Source organism: Streptomyces sp. NPDC053426 (assembly GCF_055585405.1).
The window spans coordinates 450259-474042 of sequence record NZ_JBVJKE010000002.1; the positions used below are offsets into that span (position 1 = coordinate 450259).

The window sequence follows — 23784 nt, forward strand, 5'->3', positions numbered from 1 at the left end:
GTCAGTCCGTCTCCTCCTCGACCGCGCCCGCGTGTCCCTCCACGTCGAGGGGGAGGGAGATGGCGCCGGGGAAGAGGAGGGGGACGTTCAGCTTCACGTCGGCGGTGACGAAGCCGCCCGAGGTCGTGCAGTTCACGGTCGCTCCCTCCGCCCACGCTCCCGACAGCTTGTCCAGCCCTGCCGCCTGACAGGCGCCCTGGCGTGCGCCCGGTGCCGCCGCCGTGCCCGCCCGTACGGCCTCGTCCGCAGCATTCCCCGCGAGCGTGAACGCGTACCCCACCAGTACGAGCTGCCACAGCACCACCAGCGTCACGAGGATCGTGGGGGTCATGCCGAGGAACTCGATGGTCACCTGGCCCCGGTCACGACCACGCGCGGGTAATGCCGCCTTCATGGTCATCCCCCTCCGTCCCTGCGCCGCCGGAAGCTCACCGACCCCCGGTCGCCGCGCGGCCTGCCGCCCTTGCGGGCGCCCTCGGCGGCCTTGACCAGGCCGAGTTCGCCGGCCAGGCCCCACAGGGCCTGCTTCACCGTGCTCTTGTTCTCCAGTTCGTGGACGCGGCCGGCGTCCACGACGGCCTGGAGTTCCTTGAAGTGGGCGGGGATCACGGTGGACGCGACCGCGGTGCCGGTGATCTTCCGGATGAGCGGGGGCTGGATCTCCGTGGACCGGGTGTGCCGGTTGACGACCACGGTGGTCTCCTCGGCCTTGCGGATCTGCAGTCGGTCCCACATCCGCACCGCCCGCTTGGCGCCCCGTACGGCGACCACGTCGGGGGTGGTGACCAGCAGGGCCGTGTCCGCCATCTCCACGGCCGCCGCGCCGGCGCCGCCGAGCTGGGCGCCGCAGTCGATGACGACGGCCTCGTAGCGGGAGCGCAGGGCGCTGACGATCTGGCGGGTGGCGCGGTCGGTGACGTCCTCGCCGCGTTCGCCCTCGCCGGGGGCGAGCAGCAGGGCGAGGCCGGTGTCGTGGCGGAAGACGGCGTCGGCGAGGACGCGCGGGGAGATGTCGCCCACGGCGGCGAGGTCGACGACGGAGCGGCGGAACTGGACGTCCAGGTAGGCGGCGATGTCGCCGGTCTGGAGGTCCATGTCGACGAGGGCGGTGGTGCGGCCGGAGGCCTGGGCGGCGAGGGCGAGCTGGATGGCGGTCAGGGTCGCGCCGACGCCGCCCTTGGCGCCGCTGACGGTGACGACGGTGCCGCCGACGCCGGTGAACACGTCGCCCCCGGAGCCGAGGTGGCGCCGTACGCCGGCGGACCACTGGGCGACGGCCTGGACGCGGCTGGCGAGTTCCTCGTAGCCGAGCGGGAGGGCGACCAGGCCGCGGGCGCCGTAGTCCATGGCGGCCTGGAAGAGGCCGGGGCTCGCGTCGGAGGTGACGAGGATGACACCGACGGCGGGGAAGCGCAGGGCGACTTCGCGGATCAGCTCCAGGGCGGGGACGGGGCCGATCCGCTCGTGCACGACCACGACCTCGGGCAGCTCGTCGACGGACTCGGCGGCCAGGCGGGCGAGGGTGTCGATGAGCTGGGTGGAGTCGACCACCGGGGCCACCGGCTCGGCGTCCGGGAGCTGGCTGAGCAGTGTGGTGAGGGACCGGACCGCGTCCGCGTCGCCGACTACCGGCAGGATCCTCGTGGGCATGCGGGCCTCTCACTTGTCCTTCGCGAGTTCGTACGTCCGCTGCGAGTCCGGGACGGTGCCGTCGGTTCCGGGAGCGACCAGCGCGAGGCGGACCCGCTGGGCGAACGACTCGGCGTAGGTGATGCGCTGGGCGTCGATGGCGGACAGCGCGAAGGTGATCGGGACGGCGTCGGTGGGCTCCCGGCCGCGGTCGTTCTCGTCGGGCCGGAGGGCGGTGAGCTTGCCGACGTCGAGGACCTTGGCGTTGGTCACGATGATTCTGGACTGGTCGGGGTCGCCCTCGCGTTCGCCCTCGAAGGTGGCGTAGACGTTGACCGAGGAGCCCGGAGTGATCTTGCCGGCGACGCCGGTCGCCGCGTCGATCATGATGGCGACCTCCTGCTGTCCCGGCTGCAGGGCGGGCTGGTTCACGATCATGTCGCTCTGCAGCAGGGAGCCCTCCCGCAGATCGGTCACGGCGATCTTGCCCCGGATCTCGTCCAGGTCGGTGACGGCGTTCTTCGACAGCCACCGCTCGGGCATCTCGATCTTCTCGAACTGGCCCGCGCTGAGGGGGGTGTAGGGCGCCACGTTCGTCTTCAGCCGGTACGCGGTGACCTCGGGGCCGACCTTGGACTCCACGTCGCTGATGACGGAGAGCACGCCGGCGAACGCGCCGAGGGCGCACAGGACCGACAGAAGCAGGAGTATCACGCCGCGGCGCTGACGGGAGTTCATGAACCGTGCAACCTCATCGGGGATATCGGTCGAGCGGAATCGGGCGGGGGTCTGCGGGTCTCTGCGATGGTCGAACGGGGTCAGGTGCGGCCCCGGGCGAGGGCCGGCGTGCCCTCGGGGGCGGGCGGTACGGCGGAGCAGAACACGCACCGGTCGCCGATGACGTCGATGCCGCACCAGTGGCAGACGCCGCGCCGCACGGAGGTGACGAGCTGGTACAGGACGGACAGGTCGGGCAGGTAGGTGCAGAACTCGATGAGCTTGCCGGTTCCCCACCAGCCCGGGGAATCGGCGGGGAGCGGTGTCTCGCGCAGGCCCTGGACCTTCCAGGAGGGGGCCAGGGCGGTGGTGACCCAGTCGGACTGGAGCTGGCCCTTGGCGACGAGCATCCAGGTGCCGAACTCGGGGCCGTCGAGGGAGGCTTCGGGGCCGAGGCGGACGAGTTGCGGCTGCGGGTGGGCGAGTACGGCGAACTGGCTGCCGGGCATCCAGGACTTGGCGTGCTGCCTCAGGTCGACGGGGACGCGGTCGAGGCGGGCGACGGAGCCGAGCAGGGCCCCGGAGTGGATGTAGTGGATCAGCAGCCGGCCGGCGGAGGCGAGGACGCCGGGGCTGAGGTCGCAGGAGGCGAGCTGTCGTAACTGGCGGGCCAGGACGGCCAGTCCGAGCGGTGGCAGGTCGGGGCGGAAGAGGGCTATCCGGTCGCTCTCCAGCAGGGAGCGCAGGGTGTGCAGGCGTCGCCGGACGGCGAGGGGGGTGGCCTGGGAGCAGACGACGATGACGTGCCCGTGGTGCTCGATGACCGACTGCAGTTCGGTCAGGACCTGTTCGAGCGGGCGGGTGTCGATGTCCCGCAGCACCACGGCGGGCAGGGTTCGTTCGTCCTGGGCCGGCAGCGCCATGTCGGCGCCGGTCACGGCGATGGCAGTTGGCACGCGCGGCTCCCCGTTCTCCCCAGGCCCCTCGGCCCATCGGGCGTCACTCCGATGCACCCTGGTGACTTCACTGCGTGACTACGTCAGCACTGTATCCGCGGGTCTGTGGCCGGAGAACAGCGTTTGGGTAGCCGAACAGCAACTGCCGGTGCACAAGGTGCGCCAAAACGGGACACGCTGAGCATCTTGCCGGTCTCGATCGGGCCCCGCAGGTGTGGATCTCGTGCATCTCCTTGACGCCGGGCGTTGCCCCGGGGCCGGCTCACTGGTCGATTTTGGTCTGGACCTATTGACAACGAGATTGGTCTGGACCACCTTGTGCTGCACACGGTGGCCACCGTCGTTCCCTTCCCCTCTTCCCCCCATCTCCCCTTTCTCCCCCGCCCCTTTCTCCCCCACCGGAGGCCCCATGAACCGCGCACCAGGAACGCCCGTCCGCAGCAGACGTCTCTGGGCCGGAGCCTTCGTCTCCGCCCTCGCCCTCGCCCTTCCCCTCGCCGGCGCGGGCCAGGCGTCCGCGGCGGACGTCAACAACGCCAAGAACGCCGGCTTCGAGGCGGGCCTGAGCAACTGGACCTGTTCGGCGAACAGCGGCACGACCGTCTCCTCCCCGGTGCACGGCGGTACGGCCGCGCTCAAGGCCACGCCCGCCGGACAGGACAACGCCCGCTGCTCCCAGACGGTCGCGGTGCGGCCCAACTCCACGTACGAGCTGAGCGGCTGGGTGCAGGGCGGGTACGCCTACCTGGGCGTCACCGGCACCGGCACGACGGACGTGTCCACCTGGACCCCCGACTCCGGCAGCTGGAAGCAGCTCTCGACCAGCTTCTCCACCGGTTCCTCCACCACCTCGGTGACGGTCTACACCCACGGCTGGTACGGCCAGGCCGCCTACCACGTGGACGACCTGTCGGTGTTCGGCCCCGACGGGGGCGGCGGTGAGGAGGAGCCGACGGTCCCGGGCACCCCGGGCGGCCTCTCCGTCTCCGGTACGACGTCGTCGTCGGTGTCGCTGGCCTGGAACACGGTGTCGGGGGCGACCGGGTACACCATCTACCGCGACGGTACGAAGGTCACGGCCGTGTCGGGCACGTCGGCGACGGTGACCGGCCTCGCGGCCGACACCTCGTACTCCTTCCAGGTCGCCGCGACCAACGCGGCGGGCGAGTCGCCGAAGTCGACGGCGGTGACGGCCCGCACGAAGCAGAAGGACGACGGCGGCGGAAGCGGTGACCTGCCCAAGCACGCCGTGACCGGCTACTGGCAGAACTTCGACAACGGCGCGGCGGTGCAGCGCATCTCCGACGTCCAGAACGCCTACGACATCATCGCGGTCGCCTTCGCGGACGCCACCGGCACTCCGGGCGCCGTCACCTTCAACCTGGACTCGGCGGGCCTGGACGGCTACACCGTCGACCAGTTCAAGGCGGACATCCGGGCCAAGCAGGCGGCCGGGAAGAAGGTCATCATCTCGGTCGGCGGCGAGAAGGGCACCGTCTCGGTGAACGACTCCGCCTCGGCGACGAACTTCGCGAACTCGGTGTACGCGCTGATGCAGGAGTACGGCTTCGACGGCGTCGACATCGACCTGGAGAACGGCCTCAACGCGACCTACATGACGCAGGCCCTGCGCGCCCTGTCGGCGAAGGCGGGCCCGGACATGATCCTGACGATGGCGCCGCAGACCATCGACATGCAGTCGACCTCCGGCTCGTACTTCCGTACCGCGCTGAACGTGAAGGACATCCTCACGGTCGTCAACATGCAGTACTACAACAGCGGTTCCATGCTGGGCTGTGACGGCAAGGTCTACAGCCAGGGCTCGGTGGACTTCCTGACCGCGCTCGCCTGCATCCAGCTCGAGGGCGGTCTCGACCCGTCCCAGGTCGGCCTGGGCCTGCCCGCCTCGACGCGGGGCGCGGGCAGCGGCTACGTCTCCCCGACGATCGTGAACAACGCCCTGGACTGCCTCACCAAGGGCACCAACTGCGGCTCGTTCAAGCCGTCGAGGACCTACCCGGACCTGCGGGGCGCGATGACCTGGTCCACGAACTGGGACGCCACGGCAGGAAACGCCTGGTCCAACGCGGTGGGCCCGCACGTCCACGCGCTGCCGTAACCGGCACGGCCCGAACGGAGACCGCCCCTGCCCCGCGACGACGCGGGGCGGGGGCGGCGCCGTCCGGGGCCCGGTGCCCCGGGCGGAGACCGCAGGTCACGAGCGGGATACAGAAGTGACCGATGCGTCTTCGGACGCCACCTGGCCTGACTGCTGTGCGAGGATCGGGCCGTGGATGAGCTGAGACCCGACGACCCGTCACGTATCGGCCCCTACCGGCTCCTCGCCCGCCTCGGCGCGGGCGGCATGGGAGAGGTCTATCTGGCCCGCTCGACCGGTGGCCGCACCGTCGCCGTGAAACTGGTCCGCTCCGAGCTGGCGTCGGAGCCCGAGTTCCGCAGGCGGTTCGCGCAGGAGATCGCGTCCGCGCGGCGCGTGGGCGGCGAGTGGACCGCGCCCGTGCTGGACGCGGACACCGACGCGGCCGCGCCGTGGGTCGCCACCGGGTACGTGCCGGGGCCCTCGCTGCACGAGGTGATCGCCGGGCGTCCGGAGCCGCTGCCCGAGCGGTCGGTGCGGATCCTCGCCAACCGGCTCGCCCGGGCGCTCACGGCCGTCCACGAGGCGGGCCTCGTCCACCGCGACCTCAAGCCGGCGAACATCCTGGTGACGATCGACGGGCCGCGCGTCATCGACTTCGGCATCGCCCGCGCGCTCGACGCGGTGACCGCCGACGGCAAGCTGACCCGCACCGGGGCGGTGATCGGTTCGCCCGGCTACATGTCCCCCGAGCAGGTCCGCGGCGAGCCGCTCACCGAGGCCAGCGACGTCTTCTCGCTCGGCTCGGTGCTGGCCTTCGCGGCGACCCGGCGCCAGCCGTTCAGTTCGTCGGACAGCGGGATGCACGCGGTGATGTACCGGATCGCGCAGGAGGCGCCGGACCTGTCCGGCCTGCCCGAGGGCCTGTCGGAACTCGTGCGCGACTGCCTGGCCAAGGACCCCGCCGCCCGGCCGACGCCCGCCGATCTGGTGGAGCGCACGGCCGCCGACGCGGCGAGCGCGGACACCGAGCCGTGGCTGCCGGCCGGCCTGATCGCGGAACTGGGCCGCAGGGCGGCCCGGCTGCTGGACTCGGAGGCACCGGGCACCCGGGCCGTCCCCGCGCCTCCGGCCGCACCGCCGACCGTGCCGCCGATGCCCGTCACCGGGCCGCCCGCGGCCACCCCGCAGCCGCCCGGGGCGCCACCGGTCCCGTCGGCGGCCCCGTCCTCGCCGCCGCCCTCCGCTCCGCCCGCGACGCCTCCCGCGACCCCGCCGCCGCCGGCCGGCGCGCCGGCCACCCCGCAGCCCACGCCGGACCCGGTACCGCCGCCTGCCGCGGACCCGACCCCGCCCACTGCGGACCCGGCTCCGCCCGCTGCGGACCCTGCCGCCGTGGACCCGAGGCCGACCGCCATGAGCCCGGCACCGCCTGCCGTGGATCCGAGCCCGCCCGCCGCAGACCCGACACCGGCTCCCACCCCGGCCCGGACACCCGCGCCGACGCCGGTCGCGCCGCCGCTCGGTGTGTTCGGGGACCCCATTCCGACGCCGGCCCCCGCGCCCGCTCCGGCGGCCCGCAGGCGGACCCGGCTGGTCGTCGGCTCCGTCGCCCTGGTCGTCGCCCTGGTCGCCGGCGGCATCACCTACGCCGCCATGAACCTGGGCGGCGACAAGGACGACGGCAAGAACACCAGCGCCGGGGAGACGGGCGGCTCCGAGCAGCCCGCCGACGACAGCACCGAAGAGCCCGCGGGCGACCCCACGCAGGACGAGGAGGACACCTCCTCCTCGGGCCCGGCGCCCTCGGCCTCCATCGAGGGCGCGATCGCCGACGAGTACCTGGGCACCTGGCAGGGCCAGGGCAAGGACTCCGACGGGAACGTGCGATCGCTCCGGCGCATCACGATCACCCAGGGCGTGGAGGGCGAGGACGTCGCGACGACGTTCAACTCCTTCGAGGACGTGCTGTGCACCGGCGCCGGGAAGCTCGTCTCGTTCGGCAGCCTGATGGTGCTGGAGTCCCGCGCGGTCACCAGCATCCCCGAGTCCGGCTGCACCAACGGCGGCGAGCAGACCCTGCGTCTGGGCGACGACGGCTCGATCACCTGGACCAGCGGCGACGGCGGCGAGACCGCGATCCTCACGAGGACCGAACCGTCCGGCACCCCCATCCCGGACTCCTTCCTCGGCACCTGGAAGCGTGAGGGCACCGACTCCGGCGAGAGCATGTCCCTCGTGCTGGAACAAGGGGCCTACGGTGAGGTGGTGGCCGAGTGGACCGGTGACGGGGCGGCGTACCACTGCGAGTGGGAGAGCGTCGTGGTGGACGCCACCAGCACGGGGGTGCGGCTCGGCCCCGCGGTCGTCACGGTCGCGGAACCGCAGGACCAGTGCGAGAACGGCAACACGAGGACACTGCGGCTCAAGAGCGCCGACCAGCTGACCGTGACCCTGCTCGGCGACGACCAGCCCCCGTCGACCTACCGTCGCGGGGACTGAGCGCGCGTCCGGCTCGGTGGGACCGCCGTGGGCGTCAGAAGAACTCCGACCACGGCTGGTCCCAGACCTGCTTGACGCAGAGGACCAGGAACAGCAGGCCGGCGACGGCGAGCATGGTGTTGCTGAGGGGACCGTTGCGCCATTCGCGGGGCGTGCGGGAGGAGTTGAGGAGCCACATCAGGGTGAGGGCGAGGAAGGGCATGAAGGCGGCGCCCAGGACGCCGTAGACGATGATCAGGCGGAAGGGCTCGTCCTGGAAGAGCAGGATCATGGGCGGGAAGGTGAGCCAGAGCAGGTAGGCGCGGAAGGCCCAGGAGCGTTCGCGGCGCCCGGAGGCCAGCTCGTCGCCCCGCGCCTCCCGCTCGCCCCGCTGCCGGGCCAGGAAGTCGGCGAACATCAGGCTCACGCCGTGCCAGACACCGATCAGGGAGGTGAAGGAGGTGGCGAAGAAGCCGATCAGGAAGAGCTTGCCGGTGGCCGTGCCGTACTCCTCCTCCAGGATGTCGCCGAGCTGCATCAGGCCCTTGTCGCCGCTCGCGATCGCGATGTTCGCCGAGTGCAGCAGCTCGGCGCCGACGAGGAGCATCGCGATGACGAAGACGCCGGTGGTGGCGTAGGCGACCCGGTTGTCCAGGCGCATCACCTTCATCCAGCCGGTGTTCGTCCAGCCCTTGGCGTTGACCCAGTAGCCGTACGCGGCCAGCGTGATGGTGCCGCCCACGCCGCCGATCAGGCCGAGGGTGTTGAGGACCGAGTCCTTCTCGTCCGGGAGGACCGGGAGGAGGCCGGCGAAGGCGTCACCGAGGTTGGGGGTGACGCGGACCGCCAGGTAGACGGTCACGACGAACATGACGCCCACCAGGACCGTCATGACCTTCTCGAACACGTCGTACTTGTTGAACCAGACGAAGACCAGGCCGACGAGGCCACAGGCGATGCCCCACCATTCGAGGTCCATCACGTCCGGGAAGAGGGCCTGGAGCGGCAGGGCGCTCGACGACATCGCCGCCGCGCCGTACACGAAGCCCCAGATCACGGCGTAGACCGCGAAGAACCAGGTCGTCCAGCGGCCGAGGCTCGCCCAGCCGTCGAAGAGGGTGCGGCCGGTGGACAGGTGCCAGCGGCCGCACGCCTCCGCGAGGGAGATCTTCACCAGGCAGCCGAGGATCGCCGCCCACAGCAGGGTGTAGCCGAAGTTGCTGCCCGCGATGAGGGTGGCGACGAGGTCGCCGGCGCCGACACCGGTCGCGGCGACGACGATGCCGGGACCGATGTAGCGCCAACTGGACTTACGCGGAGCCGAGTCGGTCCCGCCCGGTACGCCTACGTCTCTGGTGTTGCCCGTGGTGTCCGCCATGGGGGTCAAGAAAGCCCATGGCGGCCGGTGGGACAAGAGGGCGTGCGCGGATCTTCACCCGATGCGCCTAGTCGGCGTCGGTTCCGTCGCCGTCGCCCTCGCTGCCCTTCGCGCTGTCCTTCTCTTCGTCCTTCGCGCTGTCCTTCTCGTCGTCCTTCGCATCGTCCGGCTGGTCGTCCTTCTCGGACTGCGCCTCGCCGTCCTCGAAGTACGCGTCCAGGACCACGTCCAGTGCGGTGTCCCACTCCGCGAAGCTGCTGCGGGACGGGGCCTCGACCTCGATCGGGTACCAGCGGCTGTCAGGGGTGTGGACGGTGAGCGTGTAGCGCTTGCCGAAGCGGGCGGTCTCCGTCTCCACCGCGCCGATCTCGTCCCAGCGGAACTCGCACTCCTGGTCGTCCAGGCGCAGTCGTACGCCGCTGTGGTCGGCGACGACCCGGGCACGGCGGTCGGACGCCTCGAAGACGGGACCGTCGGGGGCCGCCGGCTCCTCGGGGGCGGAATCCTCCTCCGCCTCCGGTTCCGGCTCCGGGGTCGTGTCCTCCTCCGGGACCGTGTCCTCCGGTTCCTCCGGCTTCGCCTTCGCGCCCTCCTCCCGGCCGGACACGGGCGAGGTGAGCCCGGGGATGAATGCCGGATCGAATCCGGCGCCTTCCAGGGGCTGGCTGCTCGAACCTATGCGCTGCTCCACACCGCAGGAGTATGGTCGACAAACCTGTGTCGGACACAGCCAGCCCCAACTTTGTTATAAGACGCCTACACGGGCACCACGGCTCACACGGGTCACTCGTCCATGAACACGATCCTTCGCGACGGTGTCGCCGCGCCCGCGCCCACGGTCGTCGCCGCGCGGCCGGCCGGCACCGCGCGCTCGCGGCCCCAGGCGCGGATCTCCTCGATCTGCTCGGGGTTGACCCGGCTCAAGGGCACCGTGTTGGCGAAGGTGTCCAGGAGGAAGGACGGCCTGATGCGGTCGGCGCCGCCGCAGCGGAACGCCTCCTCGCCCACGTCGTGCAGGGTCGACTCGATGTCGGAGCCCGCGAAGCCCTCGGAGAGATCGACGAGCCGGTCCACCTGCTCCGGCTCGGGGTCGGTCTTCAGATAGCGGCGGTAATAGAGCTCGATGATCTCCCTGCGGTCCTGGCTGTCGGGCAGGTCGACGAAGAACAGCTCGTCGAACCGGCCCTTGCGCAGCAGCTCGGGCGGCAGGCTGCGGATGTCGTTGGCGGTGGCCACGACGAACGCCCGCGACCGCGACTCCTGGAGCCAGAACAGGAACTGCCCGATGATCCGCTGCGGTACGCCGGACATGTCGTCCTTGCCCGCGAGGCCTTTCTCGATCTCGTCGATCCACAGGATGCAGGGGGCCACCCGGTCCGCCATCGCCAGGGCCTCCCGGAACCGGCCCTCGGACTCGCCCAGGTACTTGCCGTGGATGCTGGCCATGTCGAGCCGGTAGAGCGGGAGCTGCCACTCGTGGGCGATGGCCTTGGCGGAGAGCGACTTCCCGCAGCCGGGCACCCCGACCAGCAGAACGCCCCTGGGCGGCCGCAGCTCCGAGTCGCGCAGGTCGGCGTGCATCATGCCGTGCTTGCGGCTCAGCCACTCCCGCAGGCTGGTCAGTCCGCCGACGGTGTAGTCGCTCTCCTTCAGCTGGACGCGTTCGAGGCCGGTGAGATTGCTGAAGATGCGGTCCTTGGCCTGGGCGAGGCCGAGGACGTCGGCTTTCCCGATCGAGCCCTTGGACGCGATGGTGGCCATCAGGTTGATGCACTCGGCCTCGGTGACACCGCTCAGGAACTCGGCGGCGCGGCGGGTGTCGTTCTCGTCCCACTCGATGGGGATGTGGCCCCGGTGATCGGCCAGAAAACCGGCGAGGGTGCCGTGCATCTCCTCGGCGTCCGGCAGGTCCAGCTGCAGGCTCATGCCGAGCCGCTGCAGCCCGCTCCAGATGGGCGCGTCCGTGATCAGGACGATGCTGCCCATGTTGTTGTCGGCGAGCCGGGCGAGTTCGGCGATGTGCCGGGTGACGGGGGTGTCGTCCTCCAGGTGGTCGGGGTCGACGAGGACGACGGTGGCGTTGGCTCGGCTGCTGAACTGGGCGGCGGCGAAGTCCATGGCCCCGGTCAGTGAACGGTCGTCCTGCACGGGCGCGTTGGTGCGCAGGTCGCGCAGGCCGGTGGCTCTGGTGTAGATCCAGAACGGCATGCTGCTGCGGCGGGGCTGGAGGGCCGCGTCCCTGAGGAGGCGAAGAGCGCGTTGTTGCTCGATGGTGCGCATGCCGATCACTGGGACACGGGCGGAGATGTAGCTGTCCAGGTGGTGGAGGCTTTCGGTGTAATTCGACATGCGGGCCTTCGGATCGGTTTCGGGTGCCTCCGCGCCAGTCCGGTCGCGGTTCTTCAATCCGTGATGACGCGGCGGCGGGGGCGGTCTGCGGTGTGTGTCCGGGCCCATGGGTCGGCCGAGCCGGCGGCCGAGGGCGTGAGTGTCGCGGTGAGGGCGTTGTCGCGCAGGGTGCGGCGGCGTCGTTCCACCCAGCGTGGGTCGGAGCCGTTCGCGGCGGCCAGGTCGTCCAGCCTGCGTTCCAGCTGCTGCTGGAGGTCCTTGATCTGGCCGTCGACCAGTTCGCGGAACCTCCTGCGGTGCGACTCGGGCAGGCCGGGATGCCCCGCCACCGCCCGTACCGTCAGGAGTCCCGCCCGCGCCTGGGCCAGCTCACGGCCCGCCGAGAACTCGTCCGGGGCGGCGAGCAACGCCTCGGTGAGCCGCCCGGCCCAGGACTTCAGCCGGAGGTCGAGGGCCTCGCCGAGATGGAGGGCGAACCGTTCCCAGGTCTCGCCCGGGAAGTCGTCCTGGGCCAGCGGCGGCAGGGCATCGAGGTCGGGGTTCTCCTCGGCGGCCCATCGGCGCAGGAAGTCCACCCAGGTCTCGTAGGGGCCGCCGTGCCCCCAGTACGTGCTCACGCCACGCCGCCCGGCCTGCGGACGACGGTCTCGCCGGGCGGCAGGGGCTCCCAGTCGGGCAGCCCTTCGGCGATCCTGCGCACGCGGCTGGTGGCGCGCTCCCCGGCGGGCCTGCGCGAGGCGCCCCACGGCGAGCCGCCGACGGGGGTGCCGGGCGTGGACCACTGGGGGTCCCCCGGGGGTCTGCGGGGCGGAGGCGGGGCCGCCGGGTGCTGACCGGGTGCGGTGCTCATGACGCGGTTTCCTCCTTGGCCACGGTCCGGCCCTCGAACGGCGAGCCGCCCCGGGAGGCGGTGCCGAGGGACTTGATCAGCTCCCGGCACCGGGGCTCGACGGCGTCGGCGGCGCGCAGCTTGGTGTTCCAGTCGGTGAGTTCGGCGGAGGCCGCGCGCAGATGGTGCAGGGACTCCAGTTTTGCCTGCTGGAGGAGCTGGCGGGCGTTGTCCTGGAGGCGTCGCGCGGCCTGGGCGCCGTTGCGCAGGACGAGCCCCCAGACGCCTCCGACGACCGCGGCGGCGACCAGCGCGGTGGCCATGGAGAAGGCCCCGATGATCAGCAGGATGCCGACCAGGACCATGGCGAGCGGCGCCGACTTCTTCCCCCAGGGGAAGGCGTAGCCGGCGATGAACGGCTCCATGTGCTGGTCCCAGTGGGCGGTCAGCGACAGCTCCAGATCGGTCAGCGGCCGGGTGAACGAGCCGTGCCAGGGCGGCAGCTGGAAGGTCTGGGAGGCCACCGTGTACGCGGTGCCGAACCGGGCTTGCACGTCCTGCGGCACGGCGGCCCGGTAGTCGCGGGTGAACCCGGCGTGCGCCTGGAGGAACCACTCCTGGCAGGCGGCGACGGAGAGCCGCTGGGTGGCGGGCGAGGTGCCGATGGCCGCCGGGTTGAGGGCGGCGGTGGTCTGCACGGTCAGATAGTCGAGGGTCTCCTCGTACGAGGCGGAGTCCGCGTCGGCCGCGTGGCGGGCGGCGTCCAGGTCACCGCCGTGGTCGATCACCGCGTGGTTGAACGCCAGGTCACGGCGGAGCGGCAGTTCCTCGTCGTCGTACTCGGAGACGAGCCGGTCGAGGATGTCGTCGACCGCGTCCTCCAGCCGGTCCGAAGGCTGGAACTCGCGTTCCATGATGGCCCGGTACTTGTCGAGCACCACCTGCTGGGCGCGGGCCCGGGCCAGCACCCCGTCGAGCTGCGGCCACTGCGGGCAGACCTGGACGAGGCGCGGGAACTCGGCGGCCGCGGAGGGCCGCACGAGGGAGTCGATCTCCTCGCGCCAGCGGGTGATCTGCTTCTGCTGGGCCTCGGCGCTGTCCATGAGCGTCTCGCGCCAGCCGGCCAGGGTGCTGTTCAGCAGCTCGCGTCCGGCGAGCCCGAACGCGCCCTGGGCGATGGACTCCAGGATGATCGCGAACTCCCGGCCGAGCGCCGCCGGGTCCTGGGCGAGCAGGTAGTGGCGCAGCCAGCGCACGGACGCCTCCCTGCGGTTCTGGCGGCGCAGCACCAGGGCGAAGAACAGGGAGGTGCGGTCCGGTGAGCGGCGGAACGCCTCCTCCACCGCCTTCTCGCACAGCGTGCGGTCGTCGGCCGACCAGGACGCGAGTGCCACCAGGGCGGGCGCCAGCCAGTAGCGGGGCGTCTGGATCATCAACTGGTCGCCGACCGTGCGGACGTTGTCCTCGGACACCAGTCCCAGGTCGAAGGCCTGGAGCATGCCGACAGCGGTGCGCCGTACGGTCTTGTGGTGGCCGAACTCGTGGTCGACCTGGTCCTGGATCACTCCGACGCGGGTCTCGGCGCGCTGGACGTTGGCGGTGAGCTGGGCGGTCCTGACGAACGCGAGGAACTCGTCGCGCAGAGCCTTCAGTTCACTGCGGGTCTGCTGCTGGTTGGCCTCGACGGCCTGGACCTGGCCGGACACGGAGCCGACCTGCTCGCTGAGCCGGACCACGAGGTTGCTGACCTGCTGCACCTTCTGGTGCAGCGCGTAGTCCACCTCGGACATTCGGTTCTCCGATCACATGGGTCTGTCACATGGTCACGTGGTGTGGGGCGTGCGGGGGCTCAGGGGCGTACGACCGTCCCGTCGTCGAGGACCGGCAGGAGCAGGCCTCCGGAATAGACCTCGACGAAGGCGTAGCCGCCGGAGCGCACCAGCATCCGGGCGCCCGAGAACGGTTCGGGGACCGGGTCGGACGGGGCGAAGTGGCGGACGATGACCTGGAACAGGTTGAGTTGGTGGTCCACGTAGGGCGGGCCGAGGTAGCAGCGGGCGAAGAAGCCGAGCGGGATCTCGCCGTGGTGGGCCCGGTACTCCTCGCCGATCCACTCGGCCAGTTGCCTGCGGGCGTGCTCGTCCAGGCCCGCGTCGAGGCGGCCGACCGCGTCGCGCAGGCCCTGCGGGCGCGGGGCGAGGCGTTCGCGGCGCAGCGGTGCGGCGGGGCCGGGCGCGCCGACGGTGCGGCGGGGTCCGGCCCCGGCGGCGGGGCCCTGGTCCGTGCGGCGCAGGGCGTCCGAGGACGTGGACGGTGTCCCGGCCGTGCCGCCCGGCTGCACGATGCGCCGAGGCCGCTCCAAGTGGCTCATGTGTCCCCCGACTTGAGTGAAGCGTTTGGCGAGAAGTGAAGACTAATGACGCCAAGTCAATAGTGCGAGTGCATGGACCACTTGGCACTCCGAAAACCTGTTTCGGCCCCGAACTCGCCCCGTTCCCGCCCGGTTCACCCATGTCACGGCCCGGTACGGCTGACACACTGCCCGGCATGGGGTCGATCTACACGTTCATGGTGGGCATCAACGACTACCGGGAGGAGATCGCCACACCGCTGGAGGGCTGCGTCAACGACGTCACCGAGGCCCACCGGGTGGTGACGGCCCGGACGGCGGGCGGAGCGAAGGTGCGGACCGCGCTGAACGGCGCGGCGACCATGGCCGCGGTCGAGGACGGGATCCGCACGTTCCTGGGGGCGGCCGGGCCCGGTGACACGGCGTTGTTCTGGTTCTCCGGGCACGGCTCGCAGTCGGTCGCCTCGGGCCCGGATCTGCTGGTCGAGGCCACCGGGTGGAACCAGGCGCTGGTGTGCGCGGACGGACCGCTGCCGGACAAGCGGCTGGGCGCGCTGCTCGACGCGGTGGCCGCGCGTGGGGCCCAGGTGGTGGCGGTGCTCGACTGCTGCTATTCCGGGGGCGCCACCCGCAAGGGCGTGCCCGAGGGGCTGACCGTGCGGTTCGCGCCGCCGCTGCCCGGCTGGCGGCCGGTGGCCGGACGGGAGCTCGCGCTGCCCGAAGCACCCCCGCGGCACGTGCTGCTGGCGGCCAGTCGGCTCGACGAGTTGTCGTACGAGGGGGACTTCGGGGGCCGGCGGCACGGGGCGTTCACGCACGCGCTGCTGGGCGCGGTGCGGGCGGCAGGACCGGACGCCACCTACCGGCAGCTGCTGTCCGCGGCCGGTGCGCGGGTGCAGCGCTCCGGCGGCCGGCAGCGGCCGGTGCTGTTTCCCGAGGTGCCGGGCGGCACCGCGGACCTGCCGTTCCTCGGGGGCGCGGTCGCGGGTGTCGCCGGTGAGCATCTGCTGCGGTTCGCGGCGGACGGCTGGGAGGTGGACTGCGGCACCGGCCATGGACTGCGCGGCGGGGACGGCGCCGAGGGCACGGAGTTCGGCGTGGTCGGGCCTCGGGGTGCGACACCGGGCGCCGTCGTGCGGGCGCGCGTGGTGCGGACCGACCGGACGCTGGTGGACCCGGTCGGCTGGGCCCCCGACGCCGAGCGGGTGTACCCGGTGAGCCTGACCGCGCTGGCCGCCCCGCCCACGACGGTGAGTGTGGACGACACCGGCCGGCCCGGGGCGGCGGCCCTGCTGCGGGCGGCGGTGGCGTCGTACGGCCCCGGGGGCGGGCCCGCACCGCTGGTACGGGTCGTGACGGCGCCCGAGGAGTACGGGGACCTGCACGTCAGGGTGGTGGTGCGGGGCACCACCGCGCGGGTGCTGGGGCGGGACGGCACCGAGTTCGTGAAGCCGCTGCCGTTCGCCACGGACGGCGACGCCGGGCGGGTCGTGGACTGCCTGTCCCATCTGGCCCGCTGGTACCAGCTGCGGGATCTCACCTCGCGGCCCTCGGTGCTGGACAACCTGGTGCGGGTGGAGGTCGTCCCGTGGGACGCGGCCGACGGCCGGGCCCTCCTGCCGGACGGGAGCGGTGACCTCGTCTGCCCGTACGCGCCGGAGAACGCGCACGGGCCGCGGGAGCCGTGGGTCTCCATCCGGCTGCACAACCGTTCGCCGCACCGCTCGCTGTGGTGTGTACTGCTCGACCTCACCGACCGCTACGCCGCCGACCCGGCGCTCTTCCCCGGCGACTTCATCGGCCCCGGCCGCACCGGCTACGCCCTGGACGGCGACCCCGTACGGCTCTCGCTGCCGGCGGACCGGGCGGCCGTACCGGGGGCCGAGTGCCGGGACTGGCTGAAACTCATCGTCGCCGAGAGCGAGTTGAGCACGGCTCCGTTCCGGCTGCGGGCGTGGGACCCCGACGGCGCGGGGAACCGGGACGCCGACGCGGCGGACGGTCCGGCCGCCGACGGGGTGCTGCGGTTCGGCGCCCCGGCGCCGCCGCCCGGCCCTCGGGACATGGGGCCGGTGACGCAGGGCGCGCCCGGACGCTGGGCGACGCGCACGATCGCCGTGCGGACGGTCGTACCGCCGCTGCCGACGGCGGTCACTGGCCGAGGTGTGTGAACCCCGCCCAGGCGCTCAGGTCGTCCGGGTCGATGTGCCGGGCCCGTTCGGCGAGCCGGGCGGGCAGGCCGGGGGGCAGTTCGCGCTCGGGGTCCAGCATCCACAGCTGGGCCCGGCGCAGCGCCTTGGCGGGCGGTTCGCCCTCGGCGCGCAGGAAGTGATGGGTCAGGAACATCAGGACCGAGGTCGCGTCGTCCGGCACCGGCCACAGCGAGCCGACGACCGAGCGCGCCCCGGCCACCAGGAAGGCGGTCGCGAGGCTGTACGCCTCGTTGTGCCCGCGTCCCGACACATGGCTGCGGCATGCGGCGAGCAGCACCAGGCCGAGCCTGCCGCGCCCGCCGCCGACCGCGTCGGTCAGCTCCTCGGCCGACAGCTCGCCGCCGTACAGGGAGAGGTGGGCGGTACGGCCGCCGGTGCGCGCGATGGAGGCGTGACAGGCCAGGTGCAGCACACCGCCCTCCACCGCGTGGTCCGGGTCGTCCGGGTCCGCGCCGTTCAGCCAGGACAGCACCTCCTGCGGGGTACCGGGCCCGTCGGCGGCGCCGCCCTCGCGCCGTCCGAGGAACCGGCCGCGCGGGTAGAAGGCCCGCTGCACGGCGTCGGCCTCCGCACCCGCCCAGCCGAGGTCTCCGGTGGGGTTGCCCACGACGAGCGCGGCCCCCGAGTGCACGGCCTCGGGCCGGGCGGCCACATCGCACAGCAGGCGCGCGGAGGCGGCGTACGAGATCTCCGCCTCGTGCAGCGCGTAGCGGCGCCGTCCGTCGGGCCCCAGCTCCCAGGCCGCGTGCCAGGGCACCAGGCCGAGCGTCCCCATCGGCACGAACACCAGCCGGGGCGCCCGCCCGGTACGGGTGGCGAAGACGTCGAGCAGCGGCCGCACCCCGGCGTACCAGGCCCATCCGCACAGCCGGTCGAGCCGCTGCCGCAGCGACGGGACGCCCGGCCGGGCGCCGGCCGAGCTCCAGCCGGGGACGGGCCCCATGTCACGCCCGTCCGGCGCGGGCTCCCCGAGCCGGACGGCCCCGGGGGCCGGTACGCGGACGTACTCGCGCAGTGGTGCCGCGTCCTCGGTGAGTGTCGGCAGGGGTACGGAGTGCACGGCGCCGGTGGTGGTGACGACGACGGCGGTGCCGGGGGTGTCGTCGCCGGCCGGGACCAGGTAGACGAGGGCGTCCTTGCGCAGGGTGCGCAGCGCGGCGGCGATCTCGTCCGGCGCCGGAGGCTCCAGGAGGCGGTCCTGCAGCAGGTCACCGCCCGTGAGGGCGGCCAGGACCCGGCGGCGCAGGGCGCTCGGGACGGACAGCGGCTCCCGCATCGAGGCGAGCGGGTCGGCGGGGCCGGAGGCGAGGCCCGCGGCACGCCACTCCCCGGCCAGGGCGTCGTGGCCCGCCGCGACGAGACGTTCGGGCACCGTACGGGACGTGGTCGCCGCGTGCAGGAGCAGGCCGCGGCAGGCGTCGAGGGCCTGTACGGCCTCGTCGAGGGCGTTGTCACGCAGACACCAGCCGGCGACCTCCAGGGCCGTCGTGGTGGCCTGCTTCACGGCCTGTGCGGCATGCTCGGTGCCGGACTGCAGCAGCGCCGCCCAGGCATGCCCGCGCAGCGCGTCGAGCCCGGTGCGGCGGCCCGCGCCCTTGTCGTCGCGGCGCAGTTCGCCCCGGGTGCGGTAGGCGCGGCCGAGGGCGAGCCCGGCGGCCGCGTAGAGCCGGTGCTCGGGGCCGCCCGCGGTCCTGAAGGCGGACTCCAGCAGGGTGATCCCCTGGGCGAGGTGGCGGGCGCGGGCCGTGGGGAGGGACTGCACCGAGGCCAGCGCGCAGTGGCCCGAGCCGAGGCAGTGGGCGTAGCGCAGCCGGCTGTCGCTGCCCTCGTCGACCAGGTCGTACGCCTCCTGGAGCAGCTCCATGGCCTCCGTGAGCGCGGTCGTGTCCCGGGCCCGCAGGAACCGGGTGATGCCGTTGTCGCCGAGCACCCAGGCCCGGTGGTCGCGCGGCAGTTCGCGTGCCGCGCGCCGCAGCTGGGCCGCCGAGGGGCGGCCGGCCAGGGGTGGTGCGGGCGGCGCGCCCAGTTCGTCGGCGAGGCGGTCGCGGGCCGAGCGGGCGTTCTCCAGCAGCGTCCACAGTTCGATGCGCGTCGAGTCGTCGGGGTCGAGGTCCGCGTGCGCGGCGAGCAGCTGGGCGATGTGGCCGTCGGCCGCCGCGAGGTCGCCGCGCTGGACGGCGGCCTGGGCGTCGAAGCCCGCCTGCTGGGCGGAGAAGACCCGGCGGTGGTACGCGGTCATGTGGGGGTTGTCGCGCAGTTCGCGCCACAGCGCGCCGGCCGCCTCCATGTCGTCGGCGGTGCCGGCGGTCTGCCCGCGGTGGGTCATGGCGACGAACCGGGACAGGGCCATGCCGTGCCCGAAGCTGTCGTCCTGGTCCGCCGCACCCGCCGCACCCGCCGCCTCGGCCCGCGTGAGGTGGTCGAGGACCGCGTCCATGCCGAGGCCCGAGCCGCTGATCTCCTCGCGCAGCCGGGCGTGGGCGACGACGGCGTGCGCCCTGCGCTGCCAGGACGGATCGTCCTGGCCGTGGGACAGGACGGCGTCGATCAGCTCCGTCTTCTGCGCCTCGGTGACGTGCGTGCCGTGCGGGTCGAGGAGCAGGCCGTGGGAGAGCAGGCTGAGGGCGAGGAACGCGCGTTCGCTGTCGTCTTCCAGGGCCGCGAAGCGCTCGTACCCCAGGTCGAAGACCTCCGCCCCCCGGGCGGTGCCGCCGATGCCCTTGAAGATGCCGGGGAAGTCGTCGTCGGTGTCGCTGAAGTCCAGGAAACCGCGCCCCTCACCGACGTCGTCGAGTATCCCGAGGAAGGCGCTGCGCGCGTTCTCGGCGCGCATCGCCTCCGGGACGTCCTCCGGGGATTCGGGGGTGATGCCGTGCTCCTGCTCCAGGGTGAGCCAGGCCCAACTGCCCATCGTCTGGGCGAGCTTGTGCAGACTGCCGAAGATCTCCTCTCCCTGGAGGACCAGCGCGCAGGCCTCGGCGACGTCGTGGAGCCGCAGCGGATCGGGGTCCTCCCGGTACCGGCTCTGCTGGAAGAGCGCGAGGAACAGGGCGGTGGCGGTGACCGCGCCGTCGCGTTCCGGCTCCCAGATGTCCACCGCCCGCCGGATCATCCCGATCGCCCGGTCCTGGCCGGCTCCGTCGCCCCGCACGCCCGCCCGCTCGTACAGCAGTCGCCCGAAGCCGTCGAGGAAGACCGGGGTGAGCCGCTCGACGTCGGCCGGGTCGGCCAGCAGATCGGTCAGCTCCACCTCGGCCGCGACGGCGTGTGCGTGATCCTTCCACTGGGCCCAGATGAAGAAGCGGATGAGGGCGCTGCGGATCCCGGCGTCCCAGGCCCATGAGGGCTGCCGCCCGGTCGCCTGCCGCGCCTGGAGCAGCGCGGTGCCGAACTCCTCGCGGGCCTGCTCCAGTTCGTCCCGGTCGGCCCGTACCCGGCCGTGCACCATGAGGGCGAGGCCCAGGCTGTAGCGGACGAGGGGCAGATCGCCGGTGGGCAGTCCGGCGTCGAGCACGGCCCGGTAGTGGACGGCCGCGGCCTCGGCGTCCGCCGGGTCGCGCAGCAGCTCGTTGCGTTCCATGTGGAGGTATCCCAGCGCCTCCGTCAGGGCGACCGCCTCCTCGCTGCCGGGCTCCAGCGCGTCGGCCGCCGCCTCATGCCGGCGCAGGGCCTCGTCGAGGAGCCCGACGCGCTGGGGGACGGGTCCGTCGCAGTTCAGGTAGCGCTGCTTGGCGCAGGCCGCGAGGAGCTGCCGTCCCAGTTCCCTCACGACGTCGTGGTCGGCGTCGTCCGCGGGCAGCGCCGCCATGCCTTCGGTGAGCAGCTCCCAGGCCGCGTCGAGGAGTTCCGCGCCGGGTTCGCTGTCGTACTGGAAGGCCCGGACGTGCCCGAACGCGATCCGCCAGGCCGCCCACTCCCCGTCGTCCCCGGGTGCCCTGAAGGCCAGTTCGAACGCCTGGGCCGCCAGCTGGAGATCGTCCGGCCCGTCCTCCGTCAGCAGGTGCAGCCGGTAGCTGAGTTCACCCGCGAGCGCGCACAGCGCGGGCGCCTCCGGGTCGTCCGCGGCCATCGCGGAGAGGGTGTCGAGGACCTCTTCGCGCCGGGTACGGAGTTCGGCGACGAAGGCGTCGTCCGGGTGCGGGTCTTCAATGGTCACGGGTCGGGCTTTCCAGGATTCTCGTGAACGTACGCCGTCAGGGCGCGAGTCGGACGTGGTAGGGCAGCAGCACCGAGTCGAGCCAGTCCCGCCCCTCGGCCGTGTCGAAGTCCACGGCGCTCTCCTCCTCGCAGTGCAGCGCCCCGGCCTGGCAGCGGTCGCCGAACAACATCACCGTCCGGTCCGCCGGTTCCCGCTTGGACGACCACACCAGCCCCTGCGCCCATGGCCCGGTGTGGCGGCGGATCCAGTGCGCCCAGTCACGGGTGTACGGGTACTCCTGGGCCTCCGTGTGCACGAGCCAGGTGTCCTGGTGCACCGCGGCCAGGTCCCGCGCGCTCATCAGCGGCAGCACGCACAGGTCGGCGGTGAGCCGCAGCGTGCTCAGGCGGCGCCCCTCGACGGCGGCGCGTTGCAGCAGCCGGGGCCCTCCGAGGGGGTCGAAGGGCAGCGAACGCAGCAGCGTCTCGCACACGGCGGCGGCCGCGCTCAGCCCCGTGTACAGGTAGCCGTAGGGCTCGTGTGCGGTGGCGTCGAAGCGGCCGCCCCCGTACAGACAGTGCGAGGGCTTCGGGTTGAAGTCGGCGGCGCCGCGGTGGGAGCCGTGGACGCGGTACAGCAGGGTGCCGCGGGCCAGCGTGACCTTGCCGGGGCTGCCGGTGAGCACCTCGGGCGGCCGGTAGTTGGGCACGGCTACTCACTCTCCCCTGGGCACGGCACGGCTAGTAGTCGCTTTCCATCAGGAACCGTGCCGTCTCGACCAGTTGACGGTCCCGTCCGGTGCCGAGCAGCCGGGCGGGGCTGGTGCCGAGCCAGGCGTTGGCGGACAGCCACCAGTCGGCGGCGCCCCAGGGGTCGTGGTCGGCGTCCAGCAGCGCGTTGACCTCCAGGACGGTCAGCCAGGGCAGGGCGTCCTCGGAGAACTGGAAGCTCGGCAACCGGAGCCGGCCGCCGGCGCCGCGCAGCCGGATCAGGTCGGGCGAGTAGGGCGAGCCGCCCCGCCGCTCGACCGTGTCCGGGTCCAGCGCGGGCTCCGCGAGCAGCCGTTCGCGCACCGGTCCGAGGACCGGCCCGACCATGCGGTGCCCGTCGATCAGCAGCACGGCCAGATCCTCGGCGGCGAACCCCTGCACGGTCGGCGGTCCGCCCGCGGCCCCGTGGACGGCGACCAGCCGGGCCTGCGCACCCTCCCCGAACTCGTCGGGCAGCCGCTCCCGCAGCAGACGGGCGGCCCGGACCGCGGCGCGGCGGGCCTGTTCGTCCTGCTCCGGGGCGCGTGCCACGGCGAGCAGCTCGGCCAGCCGGGCACGGTCCTCCGGCCCGAGCCGCCCGGAGAGACGGTCCCAGCGTGCCGCGGCGGCGGCCAGGGTGACGTGCGGATCGAACGGATCCTCCCGGCCCATCGGCGGCGACCCCATCACTCCTCCTCCCCTGCGGTGGTCAGCAGCCGTTCCAGCAGATCGGCGCGGGCATGGCGGCGTACGACGAAGTGGACGTCCCAGTCGGCGCCGCGGGCGAGTTCGGCCTCGACGGCGGCCCACAGGGCGGCGAAGCTCTCCAGCGGGGTCAGGCCGCCGCGTCCGGCACCGAGCAGCGGCAGACAGACCGACCGCAGCGGCGGATCGTACCGGCGGGACTCCTCGGCCATCAGGGCGAAGACCCGGGCCACCCCCCGGGTGATGTCGGCGGGCTGCACGTCGTAGTCGTTCGTCTCGGGGCGGGGCACGGCCACGGCCACGTGGTAGATGCGCCGGACGCTCTGCGCGGCCAGGGCGCCCGCGGAGGTCACGGCGACCGTTCCTGGCAGGGCCGCCCGGCCCGAGGCCCCGTGCCGGGCGGCCCAGTCCCCCAGCTCGTCGTGGATCAGGTCCTCGACGAGTCCCCCGGTGGGGTCCCGGCGCGCCCCCGCGCGGCGCAAGGTCGCGGAGACCGACGACTTGTACGGCGCGGGCAGCGCGAAGTAGGTGTTCGAGGGCGAGACGACGACGTCGATGTCACGCAGCAGGTCCACGGAGTGGACGTGGAGGGTGACGGGGACGGCACGGCGGTGCAGGCGGACGTTCAGGGACCGGTGGGCGGCGGGGAGTTCGGCAAGCGGCGACGGATGTTCCGCCACCCGCGCGCGCTCTCGCCCGACGCGCTGCTCGGCGACCTGCACGATCTGTTCCGCGACCTGGCCGAGGACCATGAACTCGTGGTGCTTGCGGAAGCGTTCGACGCTCACCCCGTACACCTGGGCGGCCCGTCGGCGCCGGTCGGCGGACGGCCAGTCCCGGGTGCCCTGGGCGAGGCCCAGGCTGTACTCCGCGGCGGTCTGCAGGGTGCCGCCGCCCATCCGGGAGACGGCGAGCCGCAACACCTTCTCCACCGGCCCCCCTGGCGACTCGCCGTCTCCCCACGGAAGTTCCCGGGCGACCTCGGCGAGCACCGGCACGGCGAGTTCACGCAGTCTGACGACTCCGGCTCGTCGCACCTTGCGCACCTCCGCGAGGACCGTCCGGTGATCGAGCGGGTACGGCTGCGGCGACGGCATGACGATCAGCATCGCACCGGCGTCACAGGCCCCACAAGCCCGTTCCGTCCTTCCATTGCAGCGCAGGGACCGGTCGACGACGGGTCGGGTTCAGG

At 72.9% G+C, this 23784-nt stretch carries 18 protein-coding genes; 3 read left to right on the forward strand and 15 right to left on the reverse strand.

The genetic code is table 11. The features are described from left to right. Nucleotide 1: 1 nt before the first annotated feature. From ACZ62B_RS05875 to ACZ62B_RS05890, 4 genes are all read right to left on the reverse strand, one after another. A complete protein-coding gene (locus ACZ62B_RS05875) occupies nucleotides 2-400 on the reverse strand; it encodes a pilus assembly protein (protein WP_344566808.1) in 399 nt (132 codons plus the stop codon). Next, a complete protein-coding gene (locus ACZ62B_RS05880) occupies nucleotides 397-1650 on the reverse strand; it encodes a CpaE/TadZ family protein (protein WP_344566806.1) in 1254 nt (417 codons plus the stop codon). Before ACZ62B_RS05880 ends, ACZ62B_RS05875 begins: the two co-directional genes overlap by 4 nt. 9 nt (nucleotides 1651-1659) lie before the next feature. Continuing rightward, entirely contained in the window at nucleotides 1660-2367 is a 708-nt protein-coding gene (gene cpaB / locus ACZ62B_RS05885) for a Flp pilus assembly protein CpaB (protein WP_344566804.1), read from the reverse strand. Nucleotides 2368-2447: 80 nt separating this feature from the next. Further along, nucleotides 2448-3284 (reverse strand): hypothetical protein, encoded by an 837-nt coding sequence (locus ACZ62B_RS05890; RefSeq protein ID WP_344566944.1) that lies wholly within the window; start codon nucleotides 3282-3284, stop codon nucleotides 2448-2450. Nucleotides 3285-3711: 427 nt separating this feature from the next. Here ACZ62B_RS05890 and ACZ62B_RS05895 point away from each other — a divergent pair, with 427 nt between their 5' ends. Next, nucleotides 3712-5421 carry a chitinase gene (locus ACZ62B_RS05895; RefSeq protein WP_344566802.1) on the forward strand — a complete coding sequence of 570 codons (1710 nt, stop codon included), beginning with the start codon at nucleotides 3712-3714 and terminating at the stop codon, nucleotides 5419-5421. Nucleotides 5422-5592: 171 nt separating this feature from the next. Then, nucleotides 5593-7902 (forward strand): serine/threonine-protein kinase, encoded by a 2310-nt coding sequence (locus ACZ62B_RS05900; RefSeq protein ID WP_469689331.1) that lies wholly within the window; start codon nucleotides 5593-5595, stop codon nucleotides 7900-7902. A gap of 34 nt (nucleotides 7903-7936) precedes the next feature. Here the strand turns inward: ACZ62B_RS05900 and ACZ62B_RS05905 are convergent, their stop codons facing one another. The 7 genes from ACZ62B_RS05905 to ACZ62B_RS05935 all read right to left on the reverse strand — a co-directional run bounded on the left by ACZ62B_RS05905 (nucleotide 7937) and on the right by ACZ62B_RS05935 (nucleotide 14808). Further along, nucleotides 7937-9259, reverse strand: a complete 1323-nt coding sequence (locus ACZ62B_RS05905) for an Nramp family divalent metal transporter (protein WP_344557261.1) — start codon at nucleotides 9257-9259, stop codon at nucleotides 7937-7939. A 67-nt stretch (nucleotides 9260-9326) separates the two neighbouring features. Continuing rightward, nucleotides 9327-9950 (reverse strand): hypothetical protein, encoded by a 624-nt coding sequence (locus tag ACZ62B_RS05910; protein WP_469689332.1) that lies wholly within the window; start codon nucleotides 9948-9950, stop codon nucleotides 9327-9329. Nucleotides 9951-10042: 92 nt separating this feature from the next. Then, nucleotides 10043-11608, reverse strand: coding sequence for an AAA family ATPase (locus tag ACZ62B_RS05915; RefSeq protein ID WP_344557273.1), 1566 nt, complete (start codon nucleotides 11606-11608; stop codon nucleotides 10043-10045). 53 nt (nucleotides 11609-11661) lie between these two features. Further along, on the reverse strand, nucleotides 11662-12225 hold the full coding sequence (locus ACZ62B_RS05920) for a DUF4588 domain-containing protein (protein WP_344557275.1): 564 nt from the start codon (nucleotides 12223-12225) through the stop codon (nucleotides 11662-11664). Beyond that, a complete protein-coding gene (locus ACZ62B_RS05925; protein WP_344557277.1) occupies nucleotides 12222-12458 on the reverse strand; it encodes a hypothetical protein in 237 nt (78 codons plus the stop codon). Before ACZ62B_RS05925 ends, ACZ62B_RS05920 begins: the two co-directional genes overlap by 4 nt. Then, nucleotides 12455-14227 carry a hypothetical protein gene (locus ACZ62B_RS05930; RefSeq protein WP_344557279.1) on the reverse strand — a complete coding sequence of 591 codons (1773 nt, stop codon included), beginning with the start codon at nucleotides 14225-14227 and terminating at the stop codon, nucleotides 12455-12457. The genes ACZ62B_RS05925 and ACZ62B_RS05930 overlap by 4 nt, the downstream gene beginning before the upstream one ends. Nucleotides 14228-14286: 59 nt before the next feature. Beyond that, nucleotides 14287-14808: a hypothetical protein gene (locus ACZ62B_RS05935; protein ID WP_344557281.1), complete on the reverse strand. Its 522-nt coding sequence runs from the start codon at nucleotides 14806-14808 to the stop codon at nucleotides 14287-14289. A gap of 176 nt (nucleotides 14809-14984) precedes the next feature. On the opposite strand from ACZ62B_RS05935, the gene ACZ62B_RS05940 reads away from it, so the two are divergent. Then, complete coding sequence (locus ACZ62B_RS05940; RefSeq protein WP_469689333.1) at nucleotides 14985-16958, forward strand: caspase family protein; 1974 nt, start codon at nucleotides 14985-14987, stop codon at nucleotides 16956-16958. Here ACZ62B_RS05940 and ACZ62B_RS05945 read toward each other — a convergent pair. From ACZ62B_RS05945 to ACZ62B_RS05960, 4 genes are read right to left on the reverse strand one after another with little or no spacing between them, the layout of a single operon-like run. Then, nucleotides 16939-21156: a CHAT domain-containing protein gene (locus tag ACZ62B_RS05945; RefSeq protein WP_469689334.1), complete on the reverse strand. Its 4218-nt coding sequence runs from the start codon at nucleotides 21154-21156 to the stop codon at nucleotides 16939-16941. The genes ACZ62B_RS05940 and ACZ62B_RS05945 overlap by 20 nt on opposite strands. A gap of 37 nt (nucleotides 21157-21193) precedes the next feature. Next, nucleotides 21194-21847 (reverse strand): RES family NAD+ phosphorylase, encoded by a 654-nt coding sequence (locus ACZ62B_RS05950; RefSeq protein ID WP_344557287.1) that lies wholly within the window; start codon nucleotides 21845-21847, stop codon nucleotides 21194-21196. A 31-nt stretch (nucleotides 21848-21878) separates the two neighbouring features. Beyond that, a complete protein-coding gene (locus ACZ62B_RS05955; protein WP_344557289.1) occupies nucleotides 21879-22574 on the reverse strand; it encodes a hypothetical protein in 696 nt (231 codons plus the stop codon). Next, entirely contained in the window at nucleotides 22574-23689 is a 1116-nt protein-coding gene (locus ACZ62B_RS05960; RefSeq protein ID WP_344557291.1) for a macro domain-containing protein, read from the reverse strand. Before ACZ62B_RS05960 ends, ACZ62B_RS05955 begins: the two co-directional genes overlap by 1 nt. Between the last annotated feature and the right edge of the window lie 95 nt (nucleotides 23690-23784).

What these genes read in the sequence shown, in the direction of transcription:
- ACZ62B_RS05940 (WP_469689333.1), top strand. Translation starts at nt 14,985, where the DNA reads ATGGGGTCGATCTACACGTTCATGGTGGGCATCAACGACTACCGGGAG.
- cpaB (WP_344566804.1), bottom strand. Translation starts at nt 2,367, where the DNA reads ATGAACTCCCGTCAGCGCCGCGGCGTGATACTCCTGCTTCTGTCGGTC.
- ACZ62B_RS05880 (WP_344566806.1), bottom strand. Translation starts at nt 1,650, where the DNA reads ATGCCCACGAGGATCCTGCCGGTAGTCGGCGACGCGGACGCGGTCCGG.
- ACZ62B_RS05875 (WP_344566808.1), bottom strand. Translation starts at nt 400, where the DNA reads ATGACCATGAAGGCGGCATTACCCGCGCGTGGTCGTGACCGGGGCCAG.
- ACZ62B_RS05895 (WP_344566802.1), top strand. Translation starts at nt 3,712, where the DNA reads ATGAACCGCGCACCAGGAACGCCCGTCCGCAGCAGACGTCTCTGGGCC.
- ACZ62B_RS05915 (WP_344557273.1), bottom strand. Translation starts at nt 11,608, where the DNA reads ATGTCGAATTACACCGAAAGCCTCCACCACCTGGACAGCTACATCTCC.
- ACZ62B_RS05960 (WP_344557291.1), bottom strand. Translation starts at nt 23,689, where the DNA reads ATGCCGTCGCCGCAGCCGTACCCGCTCGATCACCGGACGGTCCTCGCG.
- ACZ62B_RS05925 (WP_344557277.1), bottom strand. Translation starts at nt 12,458, where the DNA reads ATGAGCACCGCACCCGGTCAGCACCCGGCGGCCCCGCCTCCGCCCCGC.
- ACZ62B_RS05930 (WP_344557279.1), bottom strand. Translation starts at nt 14,227, where the DNA reads ATGTCCGAGGTGGACTACGCGCTGCACCAGAAGGTGCAGCAGGTCAGC.
- ACZ62B_RS05935 (WP_344557281.1), bottom strand. Translation starts at nt 14,808, where the DNA reads ATGAGCCACTTGGAGCGGCCTCGGCGCATCGTGCAGCCGGGCGGCACG.
- ACZ62B_RS05955 (WP_344557289.1), bottom strand. Translation starts at nt 22,574, where the DNA reads ATGGGGTCGCCGCCGATGGGCCGGGAGGATCCGTTCGATCCGCACGTC.
- ACZ62B_RS05905 (WP_344557261.1), bottom strand. Translation starts at nt 9,259, where the DNA reads ATGGCGGACACCACGGGCAACACCAGAGACGTAGGCGTACCGGGCGGG.